Source organism: Aureibacter tunicatorum, assembly GCF_036492635.1.
GTDB classification, from domain to species: Bacteria; Bacteroidota; Bacteroidia; order Cytophagales; family Cyclobacteriaceae; genus Aureibacter; species Aureibacter tunicatorum.
Genome location: NZ_AP025305.1, coordinates 4,425,462 through 4,448,755 on the forward strand (window position 1 = coordinate 4,425,462; position 23,294 = coordinate 4,448,755).

General features: G+C 37.0%; 21 protein-coding genes. 9 read left to right on the plus strand and 12 right to left on the minus strand.

The features are described 5' to 3' along the window. Positions 1-28 precede the first annotated feature (28 nt). The gene (locus AABK36_RS18645; protein WP_309936658.1) at positions 29-448 is read left to right on the plus strand and encodes a hypothetical protein; all 420 of its coding nucleotides are present in this window, start codon (positions 29-31) and stop codon (positions 446-448) included. Here the strand turns inward: AABK36_RS18645 and AABK36_RS18650 are convergent. From AABK36_RS18650 to AABK36_RS18690, 9 genes are all read right to left on the minus strand, one after another. After that, entirely contained in the window at positions 445-1,176 is a 732-nt protein-coding gene (locus tag AABK36_RS18650; RefSeq protein ID WP_309936659.1) for a LytR/AlgR family response regulator transcription factor, read from the minus strand. The genes AABK36_RS18645 and AABK36_RS18650 overlap by 4 nt on opposite strands. 1 nt (position 1,177) lies before the next feature. After that, the gene (locus tag AABK36_RS18655) at positions 1,178-2,209 is read right to left on the minus strand and encodes a sensor histidine kinase (protein ID WP_309936660.1); all 1,032 of its coding nucleotides are present in this window, start codon (positions 2,207-2,209) and stop codon (positions 1,178-1,180) included. An 85-nt stretch (positions 2,210-2,294) separates the two neighbouring features. Next, positions 2,295-3,641 carry an NAD(P)/FAD-dependent oxidoreductase gene (locus AABK36_RS18660; protein ID WP_309936661.1) on the minus strand — a complete coding sequence of 449 codons (1,347 nt, stop codon included), beginning with the start codon at positions 3,639-3,641 and terminating at the stop codon, positions 2,295-2,297. Between the two features lie 78 nt (positions 3,642-3,719). Beyond that, complete coding sequence (gene uvrA / locus AABK36_RS18665) at positions 3,720-6,563, minus strand: excinuclease ABC subunit UvrA (RefSeq protein ID WP_309936662.1); 2,844 nt, start codon at positions 6,561-6,563, stop codon at positions 3,720-3,722. Between the two features lie 144 nt (positions 6,564-6,707). Further along, positions 6,708-7,643, minus strand: coding sequence for a lytic transglycosylase domain-containing protein (locus tag AABK36_RS18670; protein ID WP_309936663.1), 936 nt, complete (start codon positions 7,641-7,643; stop codon positions 6,708-6,710). Positions 7,644-7,647: 4 nt separating this feature from the next. Beyond that, complete coding sequence (locus AABK36_RS18675; protein ID WP_309936664.1) at positions 7,648-8,367, minus strand: LOG family protein; 720 nt, start codon at positions 8,365-8,367, stop codon at positions 7,648-7,650. 60 nt (positions 8,368-8,427) lie between these two features. Beyond that, positions 8,428-9,351 carry a TIGR01777 family oxidoreductase gene (locus AABK36_RS18680; RefSeq protein WP_309936665.1) on the minus strand — a complete coding sequence of 308 codons (924 nt, stop codon included), beginning with the start codon at positions 9,349-9,351 and terminating at the stop codon, positions 8,428-8,430. Beyond that, complete coding sequence (locus AABK36_RS18685; RefSeq protein WP_309936666.1) at positions 9,341-12,643, minus strand: hypothetical protein; 3,303 nt, start codon at positions 12,641-12,643, stop codon at positions 9,341-9,343. The genes AABK36_RS18680 and AABK36_RS18685 overlap by 11 nt, the downstream gene beginning before the upstream one ends. Before the next feature lie 64 nt (positions 12,644-12,707). Then, positions 12,708-13,769 (minus strand): NAD(P)/FAD-dependent oxidoreductase, encoded by a 1,062-nt coding sequence (locus AABK36_RS18690; protein WP_309936667.1) that lies wholly within the window; start codon positions 13,767-13,769, stop codon positions 12,708-12,710. 66 nt (positions 13,770-13,835) lie between these two features. On the opposite strand from AABK36_RS18690, the gene AABK36_RS18695 reads away from it, so the two are divergent. Further along, positions 13,836-14,477 (plus strand): MBL fold metallo-hydrolase, encoded by a 642-nt coding sequence (locus AABK36_RS18695; RefSeq protein ID WP_309936669.1) that lies wholly within the window; start codon positions 13,836-13,838, stop codon positions 14,475-14,477. A gap of 30 nt (positions 14,478-14,507) precedes the next feature. After that, a complete protein-coding gene (pssA, locus tag AABK36_RS18700) occupies positions 14,508-15,203 on the plus strand; it encodes a CDP-diacylglycerol--serine O-phosphatidyltransferase (protein WP_309936670.1) in 696 nt (231 codons plus the stop codon). 9 nt (positions 15,204-15,212) lie between these two features. On the opposite strand, the gene AABK36_RS18705 is transcribed toward pssA, so the two are convergent. Further along, entirely contained in the window at positions 15,213-15,605 is a 393-nt protein-coding gene (locus tag AABK36_RS18705) for a group III truncated hemoglobin (protein ID WP_309936671.1), read from the minus strand. A 107-nt stretch (positions 15,606-15,712) separates the two neighbouring features. Between AABK36_RS18705 and AABK36_RS18710 the strand changes: the two genes are divergently transcribed. Beyond that, complete coding sequence (locus tag AABK36_RS18710) at positions 15,713-16,192, plus strand: hypothetical protein (protein WP_309936672.1); 480 nt, start codon at positions 15,713-15,715, stop codon at positions 16,190-16,192. A 5-nt stretch (positions 16,193-16,197) separates the two neighbouring features. Here AABK36_RS18710 and AABK36_RS18715 read toward each other — a convergent pair whose 3' ends face one another. Then, positions 16,198-17,547 carry a cytochrome P450 gene (locus tag AABK36_RS18715; protein ID WP_309936673.1) on the minus strand — a complete coding sequence of 450 codons (1,350 nt, stop codon included), beginning with the start codon at positions 17,545-17,547 and terminating at the stop codon, positions 16,198-16,200. A 172-nt stretch (positions 17,548-17,719) separates the two neighbouring features. On the opposite strand from AABK36_RS18715, the gene AABK36_RS18720 reads away from it, so the two are divergent. After that, on the plus strand, positions 17,720-20,101 hold the full coding sequence (locus AABK36_RS18720; RefSeq protein WP_309936674.1) for an outer membrane beta-barrel family protein: 2,382 nt from the start codon (positions 17,720-17,722) through the stop codon (positions 20,099-20,101). 55 nt (positions 20,102-20,156) lie between these two features. Here AABK36_RS18720 and AABK36_RS18725 read toward each other — a convergent pair whose 3' ends face one another. Further along, positions 20,157-20,501 carry a DUF6787 family protein gene (locus AABK36_RS18725; protein WP_309936675.1) on the minus strand — a complete coding sequence of 115 codons (345 nt, stop codon included), beginning with the start codon at positions 20,499-20,501 and terminating at the stop codon, positions 20,157-20,159. A gap of 206 nt (positions 20,502-20,707) precedes the next feature. Between AABK36_RS18725 and AABK36_RS18730 the strand changes: the two genes are divergently transcribed. The 4 genes from AABK36_RS18730 to AABK36_RS18745 all read left to right on the plus strand — a co-directional run bounded on the left by AABK36_RS18730 (position 20,708) and on the right by AABK36_RS18745 (position 23,244). Next, positions 20,708-21,646 carry a universal stress protein gene (locus tag AABK36_RS18730; RefSeq protein WP_309936676.1) on the plus strand — a complete coding sequence of 313 codons (939 nt, stop codon included), beginning with the start codon at positions 20,708-20,710 and terminating at the stop codon, positions 21,644-21,646. Positions 21,647-21,846: 200 nt separating this feature from the next. Then, entirely contained in the window at positions 21,847-22,266 is a 420-nt protein-coding gene (locus tag AABK36_RS18735; protein WP_309936677.1) for a phage holin family protein, read from the plus strand. Beyond that, positions 22,250-22,654: a hypothetical protein gene (locus AABK36_RS18740; RefSeq protein WP_309936678.1), complete on the plus strand. Its 405-nt coding sequence runs from the start codon at positions 22,250-22,252 to the stop codon at positions 22,652-22,654. The genes AABK36_RS18735 and AABK36_RS18740 overlap by 17 nt, the downstream gene beginning before the upstream one ends. A gap of 59 nt (positions 22,655-22,713) precedes the next feature. Then, positions 22,714-23,244, plus strand: a complete 531-nt coding sequence (locus AABK36_RS18745; protein ID WP_309936679.1) for an adenine phosphoribosyltransferase — start codon at positions 22,714-22,716, stop codon at positions 23,242-23,244. The last annotated feature ends 50 nt before the right edge of the window (positions 23,245-23,294 follow it).

Consider the following 23,294-nt stretch of genomic DNA (forward strand, 5'->3'; position numbering starts at 1 on the left):
ATGTTACATATAGGAAATTCCTTAAAAAATGATATTAGAAAAGAAAAAGGATCAAAATTTCCTTAATAACAAAATAGAAAAAAAGGTTTTTGTGCTTCTACTTTCGTACATTAATTATTGTCATGGCACAACCAAGCACGAAAAAGAAATCATCAACAAAGTATGCTATCACTACGGCTTGACTAACGAATTACGTCTTACTGAAAAGTACTTTGAATGCTATGGCGACTACTTAATTGAAAAAAGAATTTTCAAGATATTGGACTCTAGCACTTACATCAAGAAAAACAACAAACTCCAAATTCTTGTTGCTATTTGGAATATAAGCTTTAAAAAAGGGCACATAACACCCTTTGAGTTTCAATCAATAAAAAAAATTGCCTCCACATGGAAAGTTGAAAAACACTTCAATAGAATATTATGCCTGCTTTCTTATCATTATAATTAAAGGCTCATTAGCTCTTTGAACTTAGTGGATTGCCTTCTGCTAACTTCTATTTTCTCCCCAGTCTTTAAATGAACAACTAAGCCGCCATTAAACCAAGTTTCAATATTTTCAATCCAAGACAAGTTGACAATATACTTTCTGCTTGCTCTAAAAAAATGTCTTGAATCCAATCTCTCTTCCAAAGCATTCAAAGATCGATGTATCATTGGCTTGTTTTCTCCAAAAAACACTTTTACGTAATTGCCATCTGATTCGAAGAACCTTACATTTTGCAACTTCACAAACCAACACTTTTCTCCATCTTTCACAAATACCTGATCATTATAAGTCAACTTGTCAGATCGATCAAGAATATCTTCCTCTTTTAATTCTGAATTAGTTTCATTGGATATTAATTTACTCAAACACTCTTCTAGCCTTTCTGGTTGGACGGGTTTTAAAAGATAATCCATTGCATTCACCTCAAATGCCTTCAATGCATATTCATCATAAGCGGTCACAAATATTACCTTTGGCACATGATCCAACATTTCCAATAACTCAAATCCCGTTTTCCCAGGCATTTGAATATCCAAAAAAATAACTTCAGGCTTTAATTGCTTTATTTTCTCAAAGGCATCATCCACATTAATCGCTTCTCCTACCACTTCTATCTGCTCGTGAACCGATAATAATGAAATCAATTCTTTTCTAGCCAATCGTTCATCATCTACAATAAGTGCTTTCATACTATATCTTTTGTGGTATTTCCAGTTTTGCTACTACCCAAGTCTCTCCTATATTTTTGATCTCAAAATTCGCATCATCACCATAGATTAAATTCAACCTTTGAAGAGTATTTGAGATTCCATGTTTAGTAGGATCATTATTTTCTTGATATAAAAAGAAACCGTCATTGCCTATCTCTACAAATAATTTATCATTTTGCACATAAGCCTTTATACACACACGCCCACCTGATGGCAAAGTTGATATCCCATGTTTAATAGAGTTCTCCACCAAAGTTTGTATCATTAGCGGAGGAATCATAAACCTTGAAGTATCTTCATTTATATCATACTCAACGGAAAGCCTTTCTTCATATCTAATCTTTTCCAACGCTAGATAATCTATAACAGTTTTCAATTCATCAGAAAAGTTTATCAGTTTCTTTTTGCTCATTACCAATGTACTCCTCAATATATTCGAAAGTTGAGTTACCGAGTCCTTAGCCTTTTTAGGGTCTTCATCAATTAATGCCCGTGTACTATTAAGAGCGTTAAAAATAAAATGGGGGTTTAACTGCGATTTTAGTCGATTCAACTCAAATTCCTTGACTGCAGCCTCATACTTCAATGAAGTGCTATACCTTTCAAAATAATGAAATGACAAATAGAAAAGCATCCAAAGAAGGTAAAAAAGCATGTTTGTGAATATAACTCCTATATACACAAATGGGTCTGAAAAAAAAGCGGTCAATTCTCCCAGCAAAAGAGACGCTATTCCCTCTACAAAAAAATAGGATATGACACTAAGCCCCAGCATGCTTAACAGCACTATCAGAACCAGCTTCACAATACTCCAACTCATCCACTTCATTCTTCTGAAGCACAATCTGTATACATGTGTGGAAATAATAAAGAACGAAGTAGTCAAAAATAGATTCACTATTTCTGAAGACTGTAATCTTCCCGCCGCCAACATCGTAAAAAATATAATCAGCAAAGCATAAGCACCCCAGCCAAAAAGTTGAAGCGACCAATATATTGTATTTCTGTTCATTAAATGAAAATTTACAGAAAAGTATAAATAATATTGCTCACTTCAAGACCATTATTCTTAATCGGCAGAAAAAAACTTCAAAAGGTTATTCATCATTATCAGTGTATAAATCTGATTGATTCTCCTCATAATCTTTCAGTGTAGGGTTAAAAAATCGAACAATCAATCTATTACCTCTATCGTAAGTGAAATAATTCCATAGCCAGTTGATAAAAATGATAAATTTATTCTTAAAACCAACTATACTCATCAAATGGACAAACATCCAAACCGCCCAAGCGAACAATCCGGTAAATTTTATATCTCCGGGAAGGTCAACTACCGCACGGTTTCTTCCTATTGTCGCCATGGACCCTTTATTCGTATAATCAAAACCAAGCATCTCTTTCCCTTGCATCTGCAGCTTTAGGTTTTTAACCAAATGCTCAGCCTGTTGTATCGCTACGGGAGCTACCATTGGGTGCCCTTTTGGGAATTTTTCAGACTTCATGCATGCGACATCACCAATGGCGTAAAAATTCTCGAATCCATTAACTTGATTGAACTCATTAACTAATATTCGACTCTTTTCCACCAACTCCTTTGGTATCCCGTCTATAATACTGCCCATCACTCCAGCTGCCCATATCAGAGTTTGAGTGTGAATCTCTGTGTCATCATTAAGCTTGACAACATTATTTTCATATGACTGGACAAACTTGCCCGTAATCACATTGACCATCAATCCATCAAGGTAATAGTGCGCCTTGTCTCCGCTATTTTGAGACATACCGTTAAGAAGCCTATCAGTCCCTTCGATCAAATAAATATTCATTTGTCGAAAATTCAACTCAGGGTAGTCCTTCGGCAATACATGACCTTTCAACTCAGCCAATGCACCTGCAACCTCTACTCCTGTTGGCCCTCCTCCGACCACTACGACATTCAATAAACTTTCAACATAAGCTCTCTCATTGGACAATACCGCCTTTTCAAAATTCTGAAGCAAATGACTTCTGAGGTCTAATGCATGTGAGAGTTGCTTCAAAGGAAATGCATTTTTCATGATTTGATCATTCCCAAAAAAATTTGTTTTGGCGCCATTTGCCAAAATCAAATAATCGTAACTAATATCGCCTACTTTGGTACTGACCTTTTTACTTTCAACGTCAACTTTCAAGACCCTGAGCATTCTGAAAAAGAAATTATCATACTCCTTGATCAACTTCCTCATAGGACCAGCAATTGCATCAGCCTCCAATCCAGCAGTAGCCACTTGATATAACAAAGGTTGAAAAACGTGATAATTATTCCTATCCATCAACACCACTTGAAACTTCTCCTTCACTAGCATTCTTGAAAGCTTGAGGCCTCCAAATCCTCCTCCGACAATGACAACCCTAGGATAATGGCTCTTAGGTATGTGTATTGATAGGTGATCGAAATTACTCATATGCCTTGTGTTTATATGTTTACCAGAACGTCCCTCATAAGAGGGAACTTTTAAGTTTCCAGTTTTGTTGACACAACTTTAAAGCTCTTCTTTCAAAAACTTGGCAGTATAGCCTTTTTTCGAGCTTACAAGTTGCTCGGGAGTTCCTTCAAACACTATTTCTCCTCCATTACTGCCTCCCTCTGGCCCCATATCAATAATATGGTCAGCCATTTTGATCACATCCAAATTATGTTCAATAACCACAACGGTATTTCCCTTGTCCACTAACTTTTCAATGACTTTAAGCAAATGCAATATATCTTGAAAATGAAGCCCCGTTGTAGGTTCATCCAAAATGTACATGGTTTTTCCTGTGTCTTTCTTCGACAACTCAGTGGCCAACTTCACTCTTTGAGCCTCTCCACCAGAGAGCGTAGTCGCATGCTGTCCCAATGTCACATACCCTAAACCAACGTCGTTAAGCGTCCTTATTTTCCTGATAATTTTAGGATGATTTTCAAAAAAATCAGTGGCCGACTCAACAGTCATTTCCAAAACATCCGAAATGGATTTGCCTTTATACCTTACCTCTAGCGTTTCTCTATTGTACCTCTTCCCTTTGCATTCTTCACAGTCAACTAAGACATCAGGTAAAAAATCCATCTCGACAACTTGCTTCCCTGCGCCTTGGCAAGTTTCACACCTTCCTCCCTTGACATTAAATGAAAATCTTCCTGGTTTATATCCACGAATTTTTGCTTCCGGAAGTTCTGAAAACAATGATCTAATTTCAGTAAAAACTCCCGTATATGTAGCTGGATTAGATCTTGGGGTTCTGCCAATCGGAGACTGATCCACTTCTATTACCTTATCCAAATATTCTAAGCCTTCTACTTTTTTATAAGGCATAGGCACCTTTTTGCCTTTATAAAAATGGGCGTTAAGTATTGGATAAAGTGTTTCGTGAATCATAGTAGATTTTCCGCTACCAGAAACTCCGGTAACGCAAACCATTTTTCCAAGAGGAAGTTTTAGGTCGACATTCTTGAGATTATTTCCTGTTATTCCGCCAATCATTAATTCATGGCCATTCCCTTTTCGCCTCTCCTTAGGCACCTCAATCTCAACTTCTCCATTTAAGAATTTCGCTGTCATTGACCCTTGCTTTACAAATTCAGCAGGCGAGCCTGAAGCAACGATTCTTCCTCCATGAATACCAGCGCCCGGGCCAATATCGATAACATGATCAGCTGCCAACATCATATCCTTATCATGCTCTACAACGATGACACTATTTCCCAAATCTCTCAAATCCTCCAAAGCTTTGATCAACTTTACATTGTCTCTTTGATGAAGACCTATACTCGGCTCATCCAAAATATAAAGCACACCTACCAGTTGCGTTCCTATCTGGGTCGCCAAACGTATTCTTTGGGCTTCTCCTCCAGACAAGGTTTTCACAGGCCGATCAATATTCAAATAATGCAACCCGACATCAACTAAAAAACCAACTCTTTTTTTGATTTCTTTAAGAACTTCAGATGCGATTCTCTTTTGTCGATTGCTTAGTTTGTCATCGATGCTATCAAACCAATCAAGCAAAGTTTTCAAATCCATTTGAGACAACTCCGCGATATTCTTCTCAGCGACCTTAATGTGCAAAGATTCCTTCTTCAGCCTTGCTCCATTGCAATCCGGACAAGTATTGGATGACAAAAATAAATTCACCCACTTTTGCATCTTTTCCGTACCCGCTTCTTTTTGCTTATACAGATAATCGAAAACTCCGTCAAATTTTGTATTCCAATCAGTCCCTGGGTATTTAACCGAAGCAACACTCACCGTTTCTCCAGAACCACTCATTAATTTTTCCAGAATCTTTTTTGGGAACTTTTCCACAGGAGTGGAAATATTCAAGTCATGTTTCTTTAAAAACGACTCTATTTTCTTAAAAATCCAAATATCTCGATACTCTCCCAAAGGCTCTATCGCTCCTTGACTAATACTTTTGGAAAAGTCAGGAATCACATTTTCAATCGTAAACTCCTCAATAACTCCAAGCCCATTGCAAGTTGGACAAGCTCCATATGGCGAGTTAAAGGAAAAAGTATTTGGAGCAGGCTCGTCATAAGCAAGTCCTGTCTCAGGGTCCATTAAAATTTTTGAAAAATACTTAAGATTCTCACCCTCATCAAGAACCATCATCAAGCCTTCTCCATGATTCAGAGCTGTCTTTATTGACTGGCTAATTCTAAATCTATCTTTCTCTCCTACCTTTACCCTATCGATAACAATCTCAACATCATGGATTTTATATCTATCCAGCTGCATTTTCGGAATCAAGTCCTGCACTTCCCCATCCACGCGCACTTTGGAAAAGCCATTTTTTCTCAATTGCTCAAAAAGTTCTCTGTAATGTCCTTTACGACCTTTGACCACTGGGGCTAATATTACCAGTTTTTTATTAGCATATGTTTGAAATACTTGCTCCACAATCTGATCTTCTGACTGCCTGACCATTTTATTTCCAGTAATGTAAGAATAAGCTTCTCCTGCTCTGGCAAATAAAAGACGCATAAAATCATACACTTCGGTTGTTGTCCCGACTGTTGATCTTGGATTCTTGGAAGTTGTTTTTTGCTCTATAGAAATTACTGGACTCAAGCCATTGATCTTATCGACATCAGGCCGTTCCATTCCTCCCATAAAAGATCGGGCATATGCTGAAAAACTCTCCATATATCTTCTCTGCCCTTCAGCATAAATTGTATCAAATGCTATTGATGACTTTCCGCTCCCGCTTATTCCCGTGAGAACCACTAGCTCATTTCTTGGAATTTTTATATCAATATTCTTTAAATTATGCTCACGAGCACCATAAATTTCAATATTGTCAAAGCCTGTTTGGTCAAAGACAGCTTTATTATCATCAATAGACATAGTCGATACTTCCTTGATTTACTCACTTGAATGGAAAAAGCTATTATAAACTTTCATCTCATTCATGAATCCAAAATTATAATATAAAAAAAGTCAGAAAGGTTACTTCCTTTCTGACTACTAATTAAACGATTTTTGAATTTCTTAACTACTTTTTGGAACTAATATAGTATACTTTTGTCCAGCCTTCTTAATAGTCAGCGTTTTTTTCCTTAGCCATGGATTGTAACGCTTCAATGTCTTATAGGTGATACCATTCTCGATCGCAAAATCCACCAAGTTTGGAATACTCTTTTCAACTGTAATAGAATCCAATTTCTCTGGGTAATATAAAGACGATTCCGGCAAGTAAAATCCATACTTCTGCTGATCATCCAAAATCTCTTTGATCGCAATTGCTCTAAACACGTATCTTTTAGTCTCTTCATTCAACAAAAGGTCATAATAGGAGTCAACTTTCTGATCTTTAAGCCTTCTGCCAAACCCTGCCATGCCTATGTTATAGCTAGCGACAACATTCGTCCAATTGCCAAACTTCTCATAAGACTTCTTAAGATACTTAATAGCTGCTTGAGTCGACTTTTCAACATGGTATCTTTCGTCAACCTCGTCATTCACCTCCAAGCCAAACTCTCTTCCTGTCGTTCTCATCAATTGCCAATAGCCAGCCGCTCCAGCAGGGGAAACCACGTGTTCAAATCCACTTTCTATCAATGGTATATAAGCTAAATCCTCCGGCAGGCCTTCCTCCTTCAAGTAGCCTTTCATTTGATCCAGCCATCTATTGGATTTCTTAATCAAGAAAATAGTGCTGGAGTGAAAATACACATTCACATTCAATTCTTTGTCCAACCTTTCATATACATCCGGGTCTTCCAAAGGCACCTTTTCTCCTGCGAAGTACAACTTAGTCGGCAACTCAAAACCTTTGGCATTCACAAATGGCACTCTTTCGCCATCTACCATAGGCACCGCCGCTAACTTGACCGATTTAGCATCGCTTGTGGTATCCTTTATAATAAAAGCGGTAACAAGCATTACTACTGCCGACAATATCAAAATGACATTCTTTTTGCTCAAAATTCTAAAAGTTTGGTGACAATAAATATTTACTGTAAAAGTCTTCAATCACAGCAACAGCGTCTTCAGCTGTATCCACAATTGAAATTAAATCAAAATCCTTTTCACTTACATTGTTTTCCTTTTCAAAAACAACCTTTCTTAACCAGTCTATCAAACCAGCCCAATAAGCCTTCCCTACTAACACTATTGGGAATTTACCGATTTTTTCGGTTTGAATTAATGTCAATGCCTCAAAAAGCTCGTCTAAAGTTCCCATTCCACCAGGCATGACAATAAATCCTTGTGAATAACGAACAAACATAACTTTTCGCACGAAAAAATAATCGAAATTTATCAATTTATCCGGATCGATATAAATATTATCGAATTGTTCAAAAGGCAACTTGATATTCAGCCCTACGGATTTGCCGCCTAATTTATTCGCTCCTCGATTTCCTGCTTCCATAATTCCAGGGCCTCCTCCAGTTATCACCCCATAACCATGCTCAACTAGTTTAGACGCAATATCTTCAGCCATCTTATAATATGGATGATCGGGCTTGGTTCGTGCAGATCCAAAAATTGAAACGCAAGGGCCGATTTTCGCCAATTTATCGAAACCTTCCACAAACTCGGCTATTACTTTAAAAATAGCCCAAGAATCTTCGCTTTTGATTTCGCTCCAATTCTTATCCTTGAAAGCATGCTTTATCTTATCGTGTTTTTTCTCTTTTTCTGCCATATGAAATACTGAAATGATATATTTAAATCCTTTTAAACACCCTAAAAGTTTTTATCACCTCTATTTTCCAGACGGCAACAAGTCATTTAAAGCATCATGAAGTTCTCCAAATTTGAAATCGAAGCCTGTCTCCATCACTTTATCACTCGATACATTTTGCCCTTCTAAAACCAAAGCGGACATCTTGCCAAGCATTAATTTCAAAACAAAAGATGGGACATTAGGCAACAATAATGGCTTATTCAATGATTTCGCCAATACTTTTGTAAACTGATTATTTGAAAGCGGATTAGGTGCTACAGCATTATATACTCCTTCCAAATTTTTATTCAAACACCAAAGTATCATTCTGCATAGATCATCGATATGAATCCAACTCAAGTATTGCTTTCCAGTGCCTAGCGCACTACCAACTCCTAATGTTATCGGTTTCATCATTTTTGGCAAGGCGCCTCCTTCTAAGTCAAGCACAACACCAAACCTTAAAATCACCAAATGATTAGACACTTCCTTAAATTCATTGCTTGACTTCTCCCAAGCTTTCACAACATCCGCTAAGAAATCATTGCCTGCTGGACTTTCTTCATTATAAACTTTATTATGAAAATGCCCTCCATAAATTCCAATCGCAGATGCGCATATAACGTTTTCAAATTTCTTATCCAGTTCTTTGGCTTTATCTACAAGAAGCTTTGTCGTTTGTGTTCTACTTGCTACAATTTCTTTTTTTCTTTCGTCACTCCATTTCTTAGCTCCAATATTTGCCCCAGCCAAGTTTATAAGTATGTCGTTGTCAAGTATTGCTTGTTCATCAACACTCCCTTTTTCGGGGTCCCATACATATGACTTAATATTATCATCACTCTCTCGAACAATTCTAGATAGTATTGAAACTTCAACTCCAAAATTGGTCAGGTGCTTGATCAACTCTCTGCCGACCATGCCGGAGCCGCCTGCTATTAATATTCTCTTATTAGAAATCATATCCAAAAGAAACTGTTACCCTTGGTTTTTGAACCTTGTAGCTTTCTACAGGCCAAGCCACATCCAGTTTGGTATGATATCCCAAAACAGCCGACCTAAAACCTACGCCATAGCTACTCAGCCAAGGAGTTTGAAACTTTTTAATCTTAACCTTAATGCTACCGCTTTCGATTTCCTCCATATTTATAGTGTTTTCTGAGGGCCAAAATGCCGATCCATTCCATGCTGAACCTACATCAACAAAGCCTACAAACTGAAGGTTTCTAAAGAAATTTGATTCTATCCTTTGGCCTTTGGAAAAATACAAGCCAAGAGGTAGCCTCAACTCTGTGCTAAACAAAATAACATTGGAACCATTGATCGCATTGTAATCAAAACCTCTCAATCCCATCACATATTCCATAAACAACAAATTGTTGTTTGGATGCTCCGAATTATAATAAAATGGTTGGGAAGGATCTTCTGTATTCCCCAAGTCGGTTCTTGACCCAATCCAATTATCAACTCCTCCAAGCAAAAACGGCTTTTTAGAGTCTCCAAAAAATCTCCCATAAAACAATCTCGAAGCCAAGGTAATCTCCTTGTGAACTTTTTGATAGTTGATCAAGTCAAGCGAGAACTTGCCAAAACTCAATGGCTCGCTTGAAAATGCGCTATGATACTCTATTGATGCCCTAGCCTTAGTTCCTTGCATCAAATTAAAGCCTTTGACTACTGTATTATCCCAAACAAATGCGAACTCACTACCTCCATAAAGAACATCCTGATCATTAAAACTAGATGCTACTGGGTTATATTCATGCTTTACAAAGTGAGTGGTTTCTATGAATGGGTTGACTTCAAATCTGAAAAAATTTGTAAAAGGCACTGAAGCCCCCACCAAAAACCTATTCAGTTTGTATTTCTGCATTTCGATCGGATCTAAAATCAAAGGTAGGAACTTTCTGTAAAACTTCGCTTTGAAATCAACTCTATGTTTTAAATATTGATACTCTCCAAAGAGCTCTCCACCATCAAAACTTAAATTAACAAACAAGCCTCCTAAAAATTTATGATCCTCCAACAAATCATTCATCTGGACATTTAGGTCTAACCCAAATCCTAAATATGGATCAATAGCTAAAGAAACTCCTAAGTGATCAGTTCGAAATCTATTCTCATAGGGATAAGGACCAAGAATTCGGCTTTCCTCCCTAATCAGCCTGTATCTTGTCAAAAAAGACTTGCGTTTCTTTGTTTGAGCGACAACATCCCTGTCAAATTTATAATCATCAGTATTCACAAGAGCTGTATTTACTGTATCTTTTTTCTCAGTAGTTGCAACTTCAGGGATGAAGTTGACTTTTTCCAAATTCAGCGAGTCATTGGAAACCGCAAGTGTATCTGAATTATTCACTGAAGGCTTTTCAACACTTTTTCTAATCGAATCTTTCTTATTTCTGAGCAATTGAAAATCAAGCTCTTTTATCTGATTTTCCAGCGCATCCAAAGAATCCTTTATAGCTTGTCTTCTTCTTTGTTCCAATCTTTTCGCAACAGACTTCGCTTGAAGAACTTGAGCTCTTCCTGTCTGCATTGAATATTTTGTCTGGTTTAAATCTAGAGGACTTTGATAGATATTTTCTCGATTGATCGTATTCAGAGTAAAGTAAAGCTGTCCATTTGACTCATTGTAATCATATGTTTTTATACTCAAATCAAAATTTGTCAGCTGACTGCCTACTCTTCTTGGAATATCGAATTTGTAAAGATTGCCAACACCCTGCTGATCACTCACATATAAAAATGAGTTTTCATTTATCGGCTTTATCATTTTCACTGTCCCAGAAAAATTCGTCAATGCCGTAAGATGATTTTTCGAAGTATCAATACTATATAAGAACACATTGAAATTATCTCCAATATCCTGCAAATCAAAATTTTTGACTTTAACATTCAAGCTATCCGTGGACCTATTGGAAGAGAAAACAAAAGCTTTTGAATTTGGCAAAAACCTTGGAGACACTTCATCATAAGGATCATTATTCAAACGTCTCAAAGAAAACCTTTTCAGGCTTAAAACATACAAATCCGTATTTCCTTCTCTTTCCGCACTTAAAATACCGATTTGAGCCTTTCCCTTGTACAAATCAAAATCATTAACCTGGTCAATCTTAGGCAAAACTCTTTTGAACTTCTTTGATGAAGCGGCATCATACATCCAAATAGCCATTTGACCATACTCAGGAGCAATAATCCCCAAAGTATTGTCATCTTTCCAGCTAATCAATGGGTATTTGGGGTCGAAATCTTGATCAAGGTATTTCTCGCCATTTTTAAATACTGTCTTTGTCCTGCCAGAGGCCAGATCAGTCACCGTTACCTTATGAAAACCTAAATGATTATACGCTATCGCGATTTTACTTTCATCTGGGCTCAATTCAATATCTGTGTACTTCCCTTCTTTTCTATTAACAACAAATGGCTTTTCCTTATCATCCAAAGAAGTGTATTGACTCTTCATCGACTTTGTCAAGTCAAAATAATACTCCGCCCATCCCTGAAGAAACTCTTCATAAGGAACTCCAAGAGTATTTGAAATCCCCTTTTGCTCATTTTTTATGATTCTTGTTAAATTCAGAATATTAGCGATGCTTGATCTTCCATAAGTCTCCGCTATGTAATTCCAAACGGATTGGCCGACAAGAACACCTTCCTCATCTTGATAAGTCTCAAGTCGTATTGGCTTGCCTTGATTTGACTTGATCAAATCTCTGATATAATCATCCATCTTCACATTCCAGCCAGCGGCATAATATTGAGCAGCGCCATCGACAAACCAATCCGGCAATGTTTTCAAATAGCTCCCTTTAAAAGCATCCACGAATGATCCTCCAAACATCATGTCATTCAGAAGGATATTCGCTGAATTATAGCGAAGCACCTCTTCAAATTCTGCCTTAGTGCCGGGATGAGCTATTTCAACATATGTCCTAACAAACTCTGTCTCTCCATTAATTGTATACTTGTCTCTATTCAAGCCAGCATTGCTTTCTTGCAAATCGGATACTGAATTATAAAGAAACACTTTAACCTTCATATATGGAGCGTACCCCAACAGGTCTGTCAACTTTTCAAAGTGCTGTTCCAAATATTCCAATGCATCTTTCGCTGACTTATCTCCGTCATAAAAATATACATCGAAATTCTGACCACTGTAAAACTTCCATTTCTTTTGCTTGTATTGAACTCTATTCTTGCCAAAGTCATTCGGCCCCCGACCTTGAGCAAAAGAAGAAGAAATACTGGTCATCAAAAAGATTAATATTATAATTAACCTACAGCAATATTGGAGAATCATAGACGCTTAATAATTATTACCCATTATAATATAAAGAAAAATAACGCTCAATATTCACTTCTCTATCAATATTTTGTTCATTTTCTAAATATTTAGTGAAATTTTGAGCCAAAAAAGGTGCAATCGAAACGCCTTTTGTTCCTAAACCATTAAAAATGAATAATTGTTGAAATTTTGGATGTTTTCCAATAAATGGTCTTCTATCTAAAGTTGAAGGCCTGATGCCTACTTTATGATCGACGATTTCGTAGTCAAAATCAATGATCGCTTCCAACTTCTCGACAAGCTGAGCTTTAGCTTTATCTGTAGGCACGAGAGACAAATCCTGCCATTCATACGTTGCGCCAACTTTACAAATACCATCTTTTTGCGGCAAAATAAACACGCCTCTATTATAAATATTCTGGATATTCAAATCGGTTTTTATATAAATCAATTCTCCTTTGACTCTCCTAAACGGCAACCAATCAAAATAGCCTTTAATCCGACTTTGTACTCCGTCACAAAAAATCAATCTCGCTGCCTCGATTGACTTATAAACAACTCCTTCATCGGATAATTTCAACGCATCGGTATCAAACCAATCTTCCAAATAAGACTCTTTTGATTTCAAATATTCCTTATAGGCATCTAAATACGATTCAAGAGCTACATAACCGGAATAATTCAGTTCCAAACCTCCAGCCTTAGATTTCAACCCCGGCTTGCTCTCATTATCGAAATTTATATTTTTCACATAAGCCTTGTAGGAATCTTCGGAGCTTTTGCCCATCCATTCATTTTGCTCCTCCATATTTACAAAAGGCCTGTAAATAGGCAATTCTTCTAGCACATTTACTCCAAGCAGAGTTTCCATTTTCTTATAAAACTGAAACAAGTAAGGAAAAATATCATCTGCTTTCCAGGTTTTGACCATATTCCTACCCGTTATTGGATTAACTATACCCGCGGCAACCCTAGACGATGAATTCGCGTCAGTATGATTGATCACCAATACTTTCTTTCCAGCTTCCAAAAGATGATGCGCCAACGAGCTTCCCCCAACTCCTTGCCCCACAATTATGTAGTCTACTTTCATTTAATCCCTTATATTTGAATAACCAAAACCCAAATGCATATCATTTGGCATTAATTATCGACAAATATGCTTGAAATAAAATCATTTACCTTCAATCCGTTCCAAGAAAATACATATCTTCTTTATGACGAAACTAAAGAAGCCGTAATCATAGATCCAGGATGCTATACTGAAGAAGAAAAAAACGAACTCGATGAATTCATCAGTACAAATAAATTGACTGTAAAACTGCTTCTTAACACGCATTGCCACCTTGACCATGTATTCGGCAATCAACATATAAAAAACAAATACAAAGTCCCTTTGCTCATCCACAAAATGGACGAAAATATACTAAGATCCGCTCCTGTATTTGCTGACAGCTACGGCATTCCTAACTTGGAGCCTTCGACCCCAGATCAGTTCATTGACGAAGAGGATATTATCGAGTTTGGGAATACCAAGCTTAGCATATTATTTGTGCCGGGACATGCACCGGGACATATAGCTTTCATTCATGAAGAAAGTAAAAAATGCTTTTCGGGAGATGTTCTTTTCTTTGAGAGCATAGGACGAACTGATTTGCTGGGTGGAGACATGAATACGCTAATCAGCAGCATTAAAACGCAACTTTTCAAACTGGAAAACGATACTGTAGTGTACCCTGGTCATGGTCCGACAACAACTATTGGTCATGAAAAACAATGGAATCCATTTGTCAAAGGGTAAAACAACACTTAAAAACTAAACAACGATACATTGAAAATCTTTAATCTAGCCAACTTGCTCACTTGCCTCAACTTACTTTCCGGTTGTGTTGGAATCGTGATGGCATTTCAAGGGAATTTGGAAATTGCTTGCATGGCTATTTGGACGGGAGCAGTTTTCGACTTCTTTGACGGATTCGCAGCAAGGCTGACAAAGACCAATTCGGATATGGGCAAAGAATTGGACTCATTAGCTGATGTAGTGACATTTGGTGTTTTGCCAGCTATGATCATATTCCATCTTATCGCACAACAAAGCTCTTCGGAATGGTTGCCATACGCTGCGTTTGTTATCGCAGCTTTTTCAGCGTTAAGACTGGCCAAATTCAATATCGACACCCGCCAGTCCATGGGGTTTATCGGCTTGCCAACTCCAGCAAATGCATTTTTCATTTCATCATTGCCTTTTGTTATCAATGATAATATTTATGGCATAGGAGATACTGTAAGCCAGCCTTATTTCTTAATACTTGTCAGCCTAGTATTTTCTTTTTTGCTTATATCAGAAATTCCAATGATGGCTCTTAAATTCAAGAATTACTCATGGAAGGACAACAAGGCTAAATTCATCTTCATAATAACTTGCTTAGTTGCTGGGGTACTACTTAAAGTCACTGCTATTCCTGTAATCATTATTGGATATATTGTATTATCCTTCTTTACTGAGAAAAAGAAAGAAAGTATTTAAAAAAGAGGTCTAAGGCCTCTTTTTTCTTGCTTCAAATATTCTAATGAACATGATGCTCGCCATGTTCCTTGCTCTCTCTTTCAATAATCGGGTATTTTCTCCCTCAAAATCCTCCTCCAACGTCGTAAACCAAAGCTGCAGCCATCTTCCAAAGTGGTTTTGTGTAATCGAATGATCTGCTTTTTGATCCACTTCCATATGCTTAGCCATAGGATTACCTTTGAACTTGCCTACATGGAAGATACTGGACTCCCAAAAGTCGGCTATATGATCCATATGCTTATCCCAATCATCAATCACTTCATTGAAAATAGGCCCTAATAATTCATCTTTCCTAACTCTAGAATAAAATTTCCTGATAAGAAAATCAATATCTTCCCTGCACTGAACATCCATTTTCATCTTCCAAGACTTTATTTTTTATTAAATGATCTCACTTTTACGAATATAAAAGTAATTAATATTTACCTTTGCGGCTCATTTAATTTATAAACGAATAACTATAGCGAATGGCTTGGGATAACGAACCTGATAGCTTCATGCAGGGAGCGGTAATATTCATCACTCCTTCAATGCTCGAAATTGAAATGGAGCGCCTGAAAAGAATGTACGACACATGCCATTCCACTAAATATAATCTTAACGTCGATCCTAAAAAAAATTTGGCAATTCAGAATATTTTAGGCACCTACCAAATCCTTGGTCACAACCCTGAATATCCTGAGAACAAATATACGGGAGATATAACTTTATTCACCGAAGGATATACGATCAAAGCAATTTGGGAAATAGCCAACGAAAGCACCCAATTCGGAGAAGGCTACGTTCATGGCAATATGCTATATCTCCGCTTCAAGTATACTGAAGAGTACCCTGAATGGGATGGGTTTGTCATTTATGAATTGACTGATCACAACCAATTAACGGGCTTTTGGATTGATCTATTGTCCTCCAATCCTGGCATCGAAAAACTTAAAAAAAGAAACTAAGCTGTCTAAGCATAAATATCCTCGTTTTCGCTAATAGTCAACATGATCTTATTTTTGGGATTCAATATTATTGGCGTTTTCAGTTCTAAATCCTGATCAACGGCATCTATATTGAATTTCAATAAAATATTGGCGATTATAATCTGAATTTCCATCATCGAAAAATTATTGCCAATACAGATTCGTTGTCCTATGCCAAATGGCATATATGCTTTCTTAGGGATCTCTGAAAAGAATCTCTCAGGCTTGAATTCATCCGGATCTTCCCAATACTTTGAATTCCTATGCAAATGAAAAATAGAAACTAGCAAAGTATCTCCTTTATTGATTTTAATATCATTGAAATGATCATCCTCCAGAGCTTCACGACCTAAAGACCATGCTGGAGGATACAAACGAAGCCCTTCTTTTATTATCGCAGTCAGGTAAGGCAAAGACCTCAAATCGTTCATAGATTCAATTGAACGACCTCCAATAACTTCAACAACCTCTTCTCTGGCTTTCGATTGGGCCTCAGGATGTTTTGCCAATAGATAGCAAATAAATGTAATCGCCATAGTCGTTGTCTCCTGCCCAGCTATGTACAATGTCACCACTTCATCTCTTAATTGCCTACGGGACATTTTCTCACCAGTATCCGCATCCTCCACAGACATAAGCATGCTTAGCAAATCATTGCTGCATTTTTCATTCGACAACTTCTTGTCAATGATGTGAGAAATGATTTCATCAATTCGAGATAATGCTTTTTTAAAGTTACGATTTTCATGGTTTGGAACCCATAACGGCATTTTCAAAGGATTCTTCACCTTCCCTGCCGCATGAGACCTCAATGTCAATAGCAAATCTCCAATTTCACCTGGAGCTATATCCATAGCTGTTGTCTCGCCGCCAAACAAAGCATGAGTAATGATCTCTTCCGTCAACACGATCATTTCCTCTGTAATATCCAAAGAGTCGCTTGACTTCCAACTTTCCATCAAGCCCTTTGATCTCTGGTTCATATCCACAACAAACTTATCCAACTCGCCTTGATGAAAAGCAGGCTGAATTAGCCTCCGTTGCTTAAGCCAAAAATCTCCTTCATTTGTCAACAAGCCTTCTCCTAGAAAATCCTTCAACCCTTCGTAAGCAAAACTTTTCTTGTAATTTTTTTGACGTTCTTGCAAGACATGCTTAACCATAAGCGGATCAAAAACGAAATAAAAGTCTCTGAATGCTATTCTTGCTTTATAACATTCTTCAGATATCTGCTGGCATTTATTAATAAATTCGATGGTATTCTTGGCAAACTCTAAAGTATGCCCAAACAACCAATGTTTATATGGCTCGTCGCCTGTCTTGTTTACCTCCATAATCTCAAAATTATTTAAATTATTCAGAAATCAGTCAATTTAACAAGGATTTTAGTTTGTTGTAATTCTAAAAAAAATAAAATAATTCACAATTTTTAATATTTTAAAAAGTACATTTTTTAATATTAAAAACTAATTTTACTTCAATCACAAACTAAAACACTAAAATTTCATGAAATTTTTAATTTACTTTTCGTTTATTTTGATGCTTCCTTTGCAAGTCGTCAGTCAAAACACCATCAAAGGGAAAATATTAAGCGATGAAAATACTCCCGTAGAATTCGCGAATGTCGTCATTTTGCATTCCAAGGATTCAAGTCTATTCAAAGGGGCTATAACCGACCTGAATGGCGAATTCGAATTCAAATTCAATGAAAACGCCAACTACATTCTTCAAGCAAGCGCTGTTGGATTTGAAAGCTGGAGCAGAAAAATAGAATGCTCCAACGGATGTTCCACGACGATTAACGAAATAATTCTTACCCAAGGCAAACTGCTTGAGGAGATCGCTGTAACCGCTAAAAGGCCAATGGTGGAGCGAAAAATTGACAGGATTGTATTCAATGTGGAAAACACATTGCTAACCAGCGGAGGAAATGCGCTGGAAGTATTGAAAAAAACACCAGCTGTATGGATTGACCAAGAAGGCAATGTGCAAATTAACGGCAAGGGCGGTGTGTTAATCATGATCAATGGCAAGCGATCATACATGTCAGGACAAGACCTTAAAAATATGTTGGAAGGCATGGATGCCAATGAGATCTTATCCATAGAAGTAATCACTAACCCTTCTTCAAAATATGACGCGGAAGGAATCGCAGGCATATTAGATATTAAGCTTAAAAAACAATTAGCGGATGGCTACTCTGGAAGCATCAGCGGAGAATACACGCAAAGCCATAAAGCCGCATATAGATTCAATGGCGAGCTAAAGGCTAAAATCAAAAAGCTCAATTTCAAAATGTCAGCAACTCAAGGAGATTGGGTTGGGTTTAACAACACACCTCAAGTTAGGGAAACCAGCCAATCTTATGTGGAACAACATTTTCATAGCGACAACTACAATAATTTTCAAAATTTAAACTTGGAAAGCGATTATGCGATCAATGACAAGCATAATATCGCAGCGGTATACAGATTTAACAAGTTTGAGGGAAATAGCAAATCCGACAATCTTCATAAGTATTCCATAACTGGAGAACAACAATTCATTATCACAGATGATAATTATTTTAATTTTAACAACCGTTTTCATTCTGGAAGTCTAAACTATACTTTCGATATTGACACATTAGGCAGAAAACTTGAGTTTCTTTCAGATTATTTTAACAGAAAGTCGAAGAGCAAGCGATTTTTCAAAAATACAATCGACAATTCTCAATCCGGACAATCCACAACACAAGAATCTCGCAACTTCCAAGATGACGATGCCGAAACCATGTCTGCCCAAATCGACTACACACACCCATTCTCATCAAGCACAAAATTAGAACTGGGAGCCAAAGCCAGTTTCACTAACTTGCAAAATATAGTAGCTGTTGATTCATTGCGTGAAGACAACTGGGAAAATCAAAAACAACTTTCCTACACATACGACCATGAAGAAACTATTACTTCTGCTTATTTTAACCTAAGCCACGAATGGGAAAAAATCAGCATCCAAGGTGGCTTGAGAGCTGAACGCACCACTCTTCAAGGAACTTGGGTAGACGCCGATTCTGTTTTTAACAGATCATACACAAAGCTTTTCCCAAGCCTTTTCATCAACCACAAGATTAGTAAAGACCATAATTTATCGTACTCATACTCTTATAGACTTAACAGACCTTGGTATGGCTTTCTTAACCCAGCGAGAGTATACTATAGCATATTAGAAGGCAGAGAGGGTAATCCAAATATACAACCTGAATATTCACATGTGGGAGAAATAGGGTACACTTTCAAAGGCAAATACAACATGTCTATCAATTACACAAATACCGAAGGGGGAATTCAGAACTTTCCTATCCTAGACAATGACATATCTATTTACAAGCCTTTCAATATGATGAATTATCATGAAGTCGCTTTAGCTTTATCACTGCCTATTACAATAACAAAATGGTGGGAAACAATGAACAGTTTCAATTATTCATCAAACTGGTTCATCGATATTCCAGAAGAAATTTCTCAAATTGAGACAAAAGGATACAGTGGATATTTCCAGTCTGTCAGCACGCTAACGCTTCCTAAGGATATCAGAGCCGAACTCAGTTGGTATTGGGATATGAGATATCAATCAAGCTTTGAGTCCAGATTGCCTTTTCATTACTTGGATGTATCTGCAGAAAAAGACTTCTTCAAAGAAAAATTAACGCTCAAACTATCCATGAGAGATGTTTTCAATACACTCAAAATAGAAACCGATGAATATGGGGTCGATCAACATTTAACTTATACCAATAGTTGGAATTCGCAGAGATTTTCAGCTTCGCTTAGATACAATTTCTCCAAAGGAGAAAAAGTTGACATCAAACACAAAAAATCAAGCAATACGGAAAAAAACAGGTTATAAAAAAATTGGCGATGAATATTCATCGCCAACTTCTTAATTTATTCTTATAGCCATTCTACTTCTTTCGAACAAATAGGCTTTTTATTCTGCTGAACATCTTTTTCTCCTTTTCCCAGAAGAAATCAAATTGGCCAAAAAGAAAGCCGTAAACTAAGATTAGCAATTGATAAGAAGGAAATATAAACAGCACATAGGTTACTACTTTAAGCCACATAGCAGTTTCCTCTGTATATCCCAACATAAAAAACAAACCTTTGCGCAAATACACAACAGTTGAACCCGTCAACGTGAATACCGCCAATATGGCAAGAACTTGCCAAAGACTATCCACACCCCACTTGTCCTTCAACTTATACATTATGTTTTTCGCAGGTACCGTTTTTGTCTGATTATTCTCCATTTTCTCTTTCGATTTTCATAGCGCCTATTGCACAGTACAGCACAAAATTAAGAAACTTCTAATTGAATTAACTTCCAATACCGAAAAATATTTTATTCTTTGCTACTTTTTGGAGTGTTTTTTCGTATAAAATAGCAGATTACAATGCATTATTGCGAAATTAAATTGTAATTTGATTTTTTAAAAACATAAAGAGCAGCATCAAAATGTACGACATCAAAAAAATAATCGTAGCACTAGATCTTAGCAATCACGATCGATTTCTAATCAAATATATCCTTAAAGGATTGAAGCATAATGACAAGCTTGAGGATGTTTATTTTTTACATATAGTTAGAGACTATCAAAGCCCTAAGCTCAAGGAAAGGTTTCCGGAAACAGACAGCCCCATCGACGAGCAGATAAAGACCAAAATCAATCAAGAGATAAAAGAATTCGGCGAAGATCAATTTCCGGGCAACATACATGTTGAGGTGCACGAAGGCGATGTCGCTAAAACCATATTGAAATGGGCCGAGATCAAGAATGCTGATCTAATCGTGCTAGGAAAAAAATACGACAGAAAGCATATAGAAGAAACTCCAAAGTACATTACAAAATTAGCCAAATGCTCAGTGCTTATCGTGCCTGATCATAACCCACCGACCAACATTGACAAGATTGTCGTTGCGATCGACTTCTCAGACTTATCCGCGCATGCGATCAAGCAAGCTATAGCTGTGTCAAATATGATTGGACAATTCACTGGCCAAGGACCAAAGCTGCAACTTGTCAATGTCTATGAGGTTCCTTCAGGCTATCACACCACGGGTAAATCATTTGAGGAATTTGGAGATATCATCAAAGAAAACCATAAAAAAGAATACGCGAAATTCATTAAGAAAAACAACCTTGACGAAGCATCCTTTCCTTGCGACTTTTTGCTTGACGAACATAGCAATACTTCCAAAAGAATTGCATTGTACGCTAAGGAAACGCATGCCAGAGGCATTGTAATTGGGTCCAAAGGCAGAACTCACTTGGCTTCGATGCTTCTTGGAAGCGTCGCCGAAAATCTGCTTAGCTATAATCATGAGATACCTTTCGCTGTCATCAAAGACAAAACCGACAACTACGACTTCTTCGATGCGATTATGCGTCTATAATTAAAACATCACCCTGCAAATCATGTTTAATTTATAATTCATACATGATTTGCATTTATTTCGCTGCAAAGTCAATGACTTAGAGTAAAATTATAAAACATATCGCCTGCATATTCTTATATATAACTAGCATAGCAATATTTTTCTTATCTTTCGGAAGATTCAGCTATCAATTCCTTGCAATAGCAAACACGTGATTTATGATATCAAAAGATAAAAATAACAGCAGGTTCAGTCTTGAAAGCCTTGTCGCCAACCTCACCGGCTACATCGACTCCAGACTTAAATTATTAAAAATCCAAGCTCAAGAAGATATTGCCAAGTTCATTTCCATCGCTATCATCGTTGGCGTGCAAATGATCATGTTGATATGGCTAGTGCTTTTTCTAAGTTTTGCATTGGCATTCACTGTTGGGCAAATGCTGCATCATATAGGAATTGGATTCTTCATCATCACGGCATTTTACTTCGCTTTGTTCATCATTATTTTCGTGAAGAGAAATATCATCATTCGAAAAATCGTCAATGCCTTCTACAATAGAATGGATGATGCTGAAAAAATGTGGACTAGCCAACAGCAAGAAATTTCAAAAGAAAATGACAATGAACAAGAATCTTGAAGCTGAAAAAGCAAAACTTAAAAAGCTAACCGACCAGTACAAAACAGGCATAGAAACCGACTTCAATATATTAAAAGAAGAAACTGACAAAGGCTTGAAAAAAGCTGCTGTCGCTGCTGGCATATTCGCGGGAGTAATGTTGCTGTCCAGACTCTTTCGCTCATCTCCACCCAAGCAAAAAAAAAAACGAGCGAAAAACAGTGAGCAGGTAAACGGTGAAGAAGCAACCAGCCAGATAGTAGTCAATGAAAAAAGAGCGATGCGGGACAATCCAATATATCAAGTTTTCATGACCGAGATAACTTTATTTCTTCTAAGCCTCGCCAAGCGGAAATTGCAAGAAGCATTTTTTAATATAAATTTCAGCGACAAAGACAATGATGAGTAAACTCATCCGTTATATTTATTTTGAACAATAATATATACACATTATTAGATCTGAATACAATGACTTTAGAAGATTTAAAAACTCTTATTAGAGAGGTGCAAGATTTCCCAAAAGAAGGAATCAATTTTAAGGATATCACCACAGCCATTAAAGATCCAAATGCCTTTCAATATATTGTAGATCAACTATATCTTAAATACAAAGACAAAGGAATCACTAAAGTCGCTGGTATCGAATCAAGAGGTTTTATCGTAGGGGCTGCTTTGGCTTATAAGCTTGGAGCTGGATTTGTGCTTATCAGAAAACAAGGAAAACTACCTGCGGAAACCATCAAAAAGACCTATAGTCTAGAGTATGGTGAAGATATCATAGAAGTGCATAAAGACGCTTTCAATGAAAATGATGTCGTCCTTCTTCACGACGATTTATTAGCCACAGGAGGCACGGCAAAAGCCGCTATAGATCTAGTCAGAGAATTCCCAGTAAAAGATTTATTAGTTAATTTCATAATCGAATTATCGTTCCTTAAAGGCAAAGAATCTATCGCTTCAGAGCAAAACATTGACGTGGATTCCTTGATTGTTTACTAATAGAACTTTCCTCTAAATATATGCTCCTGAACTTTTTAAAAATAAAGGTT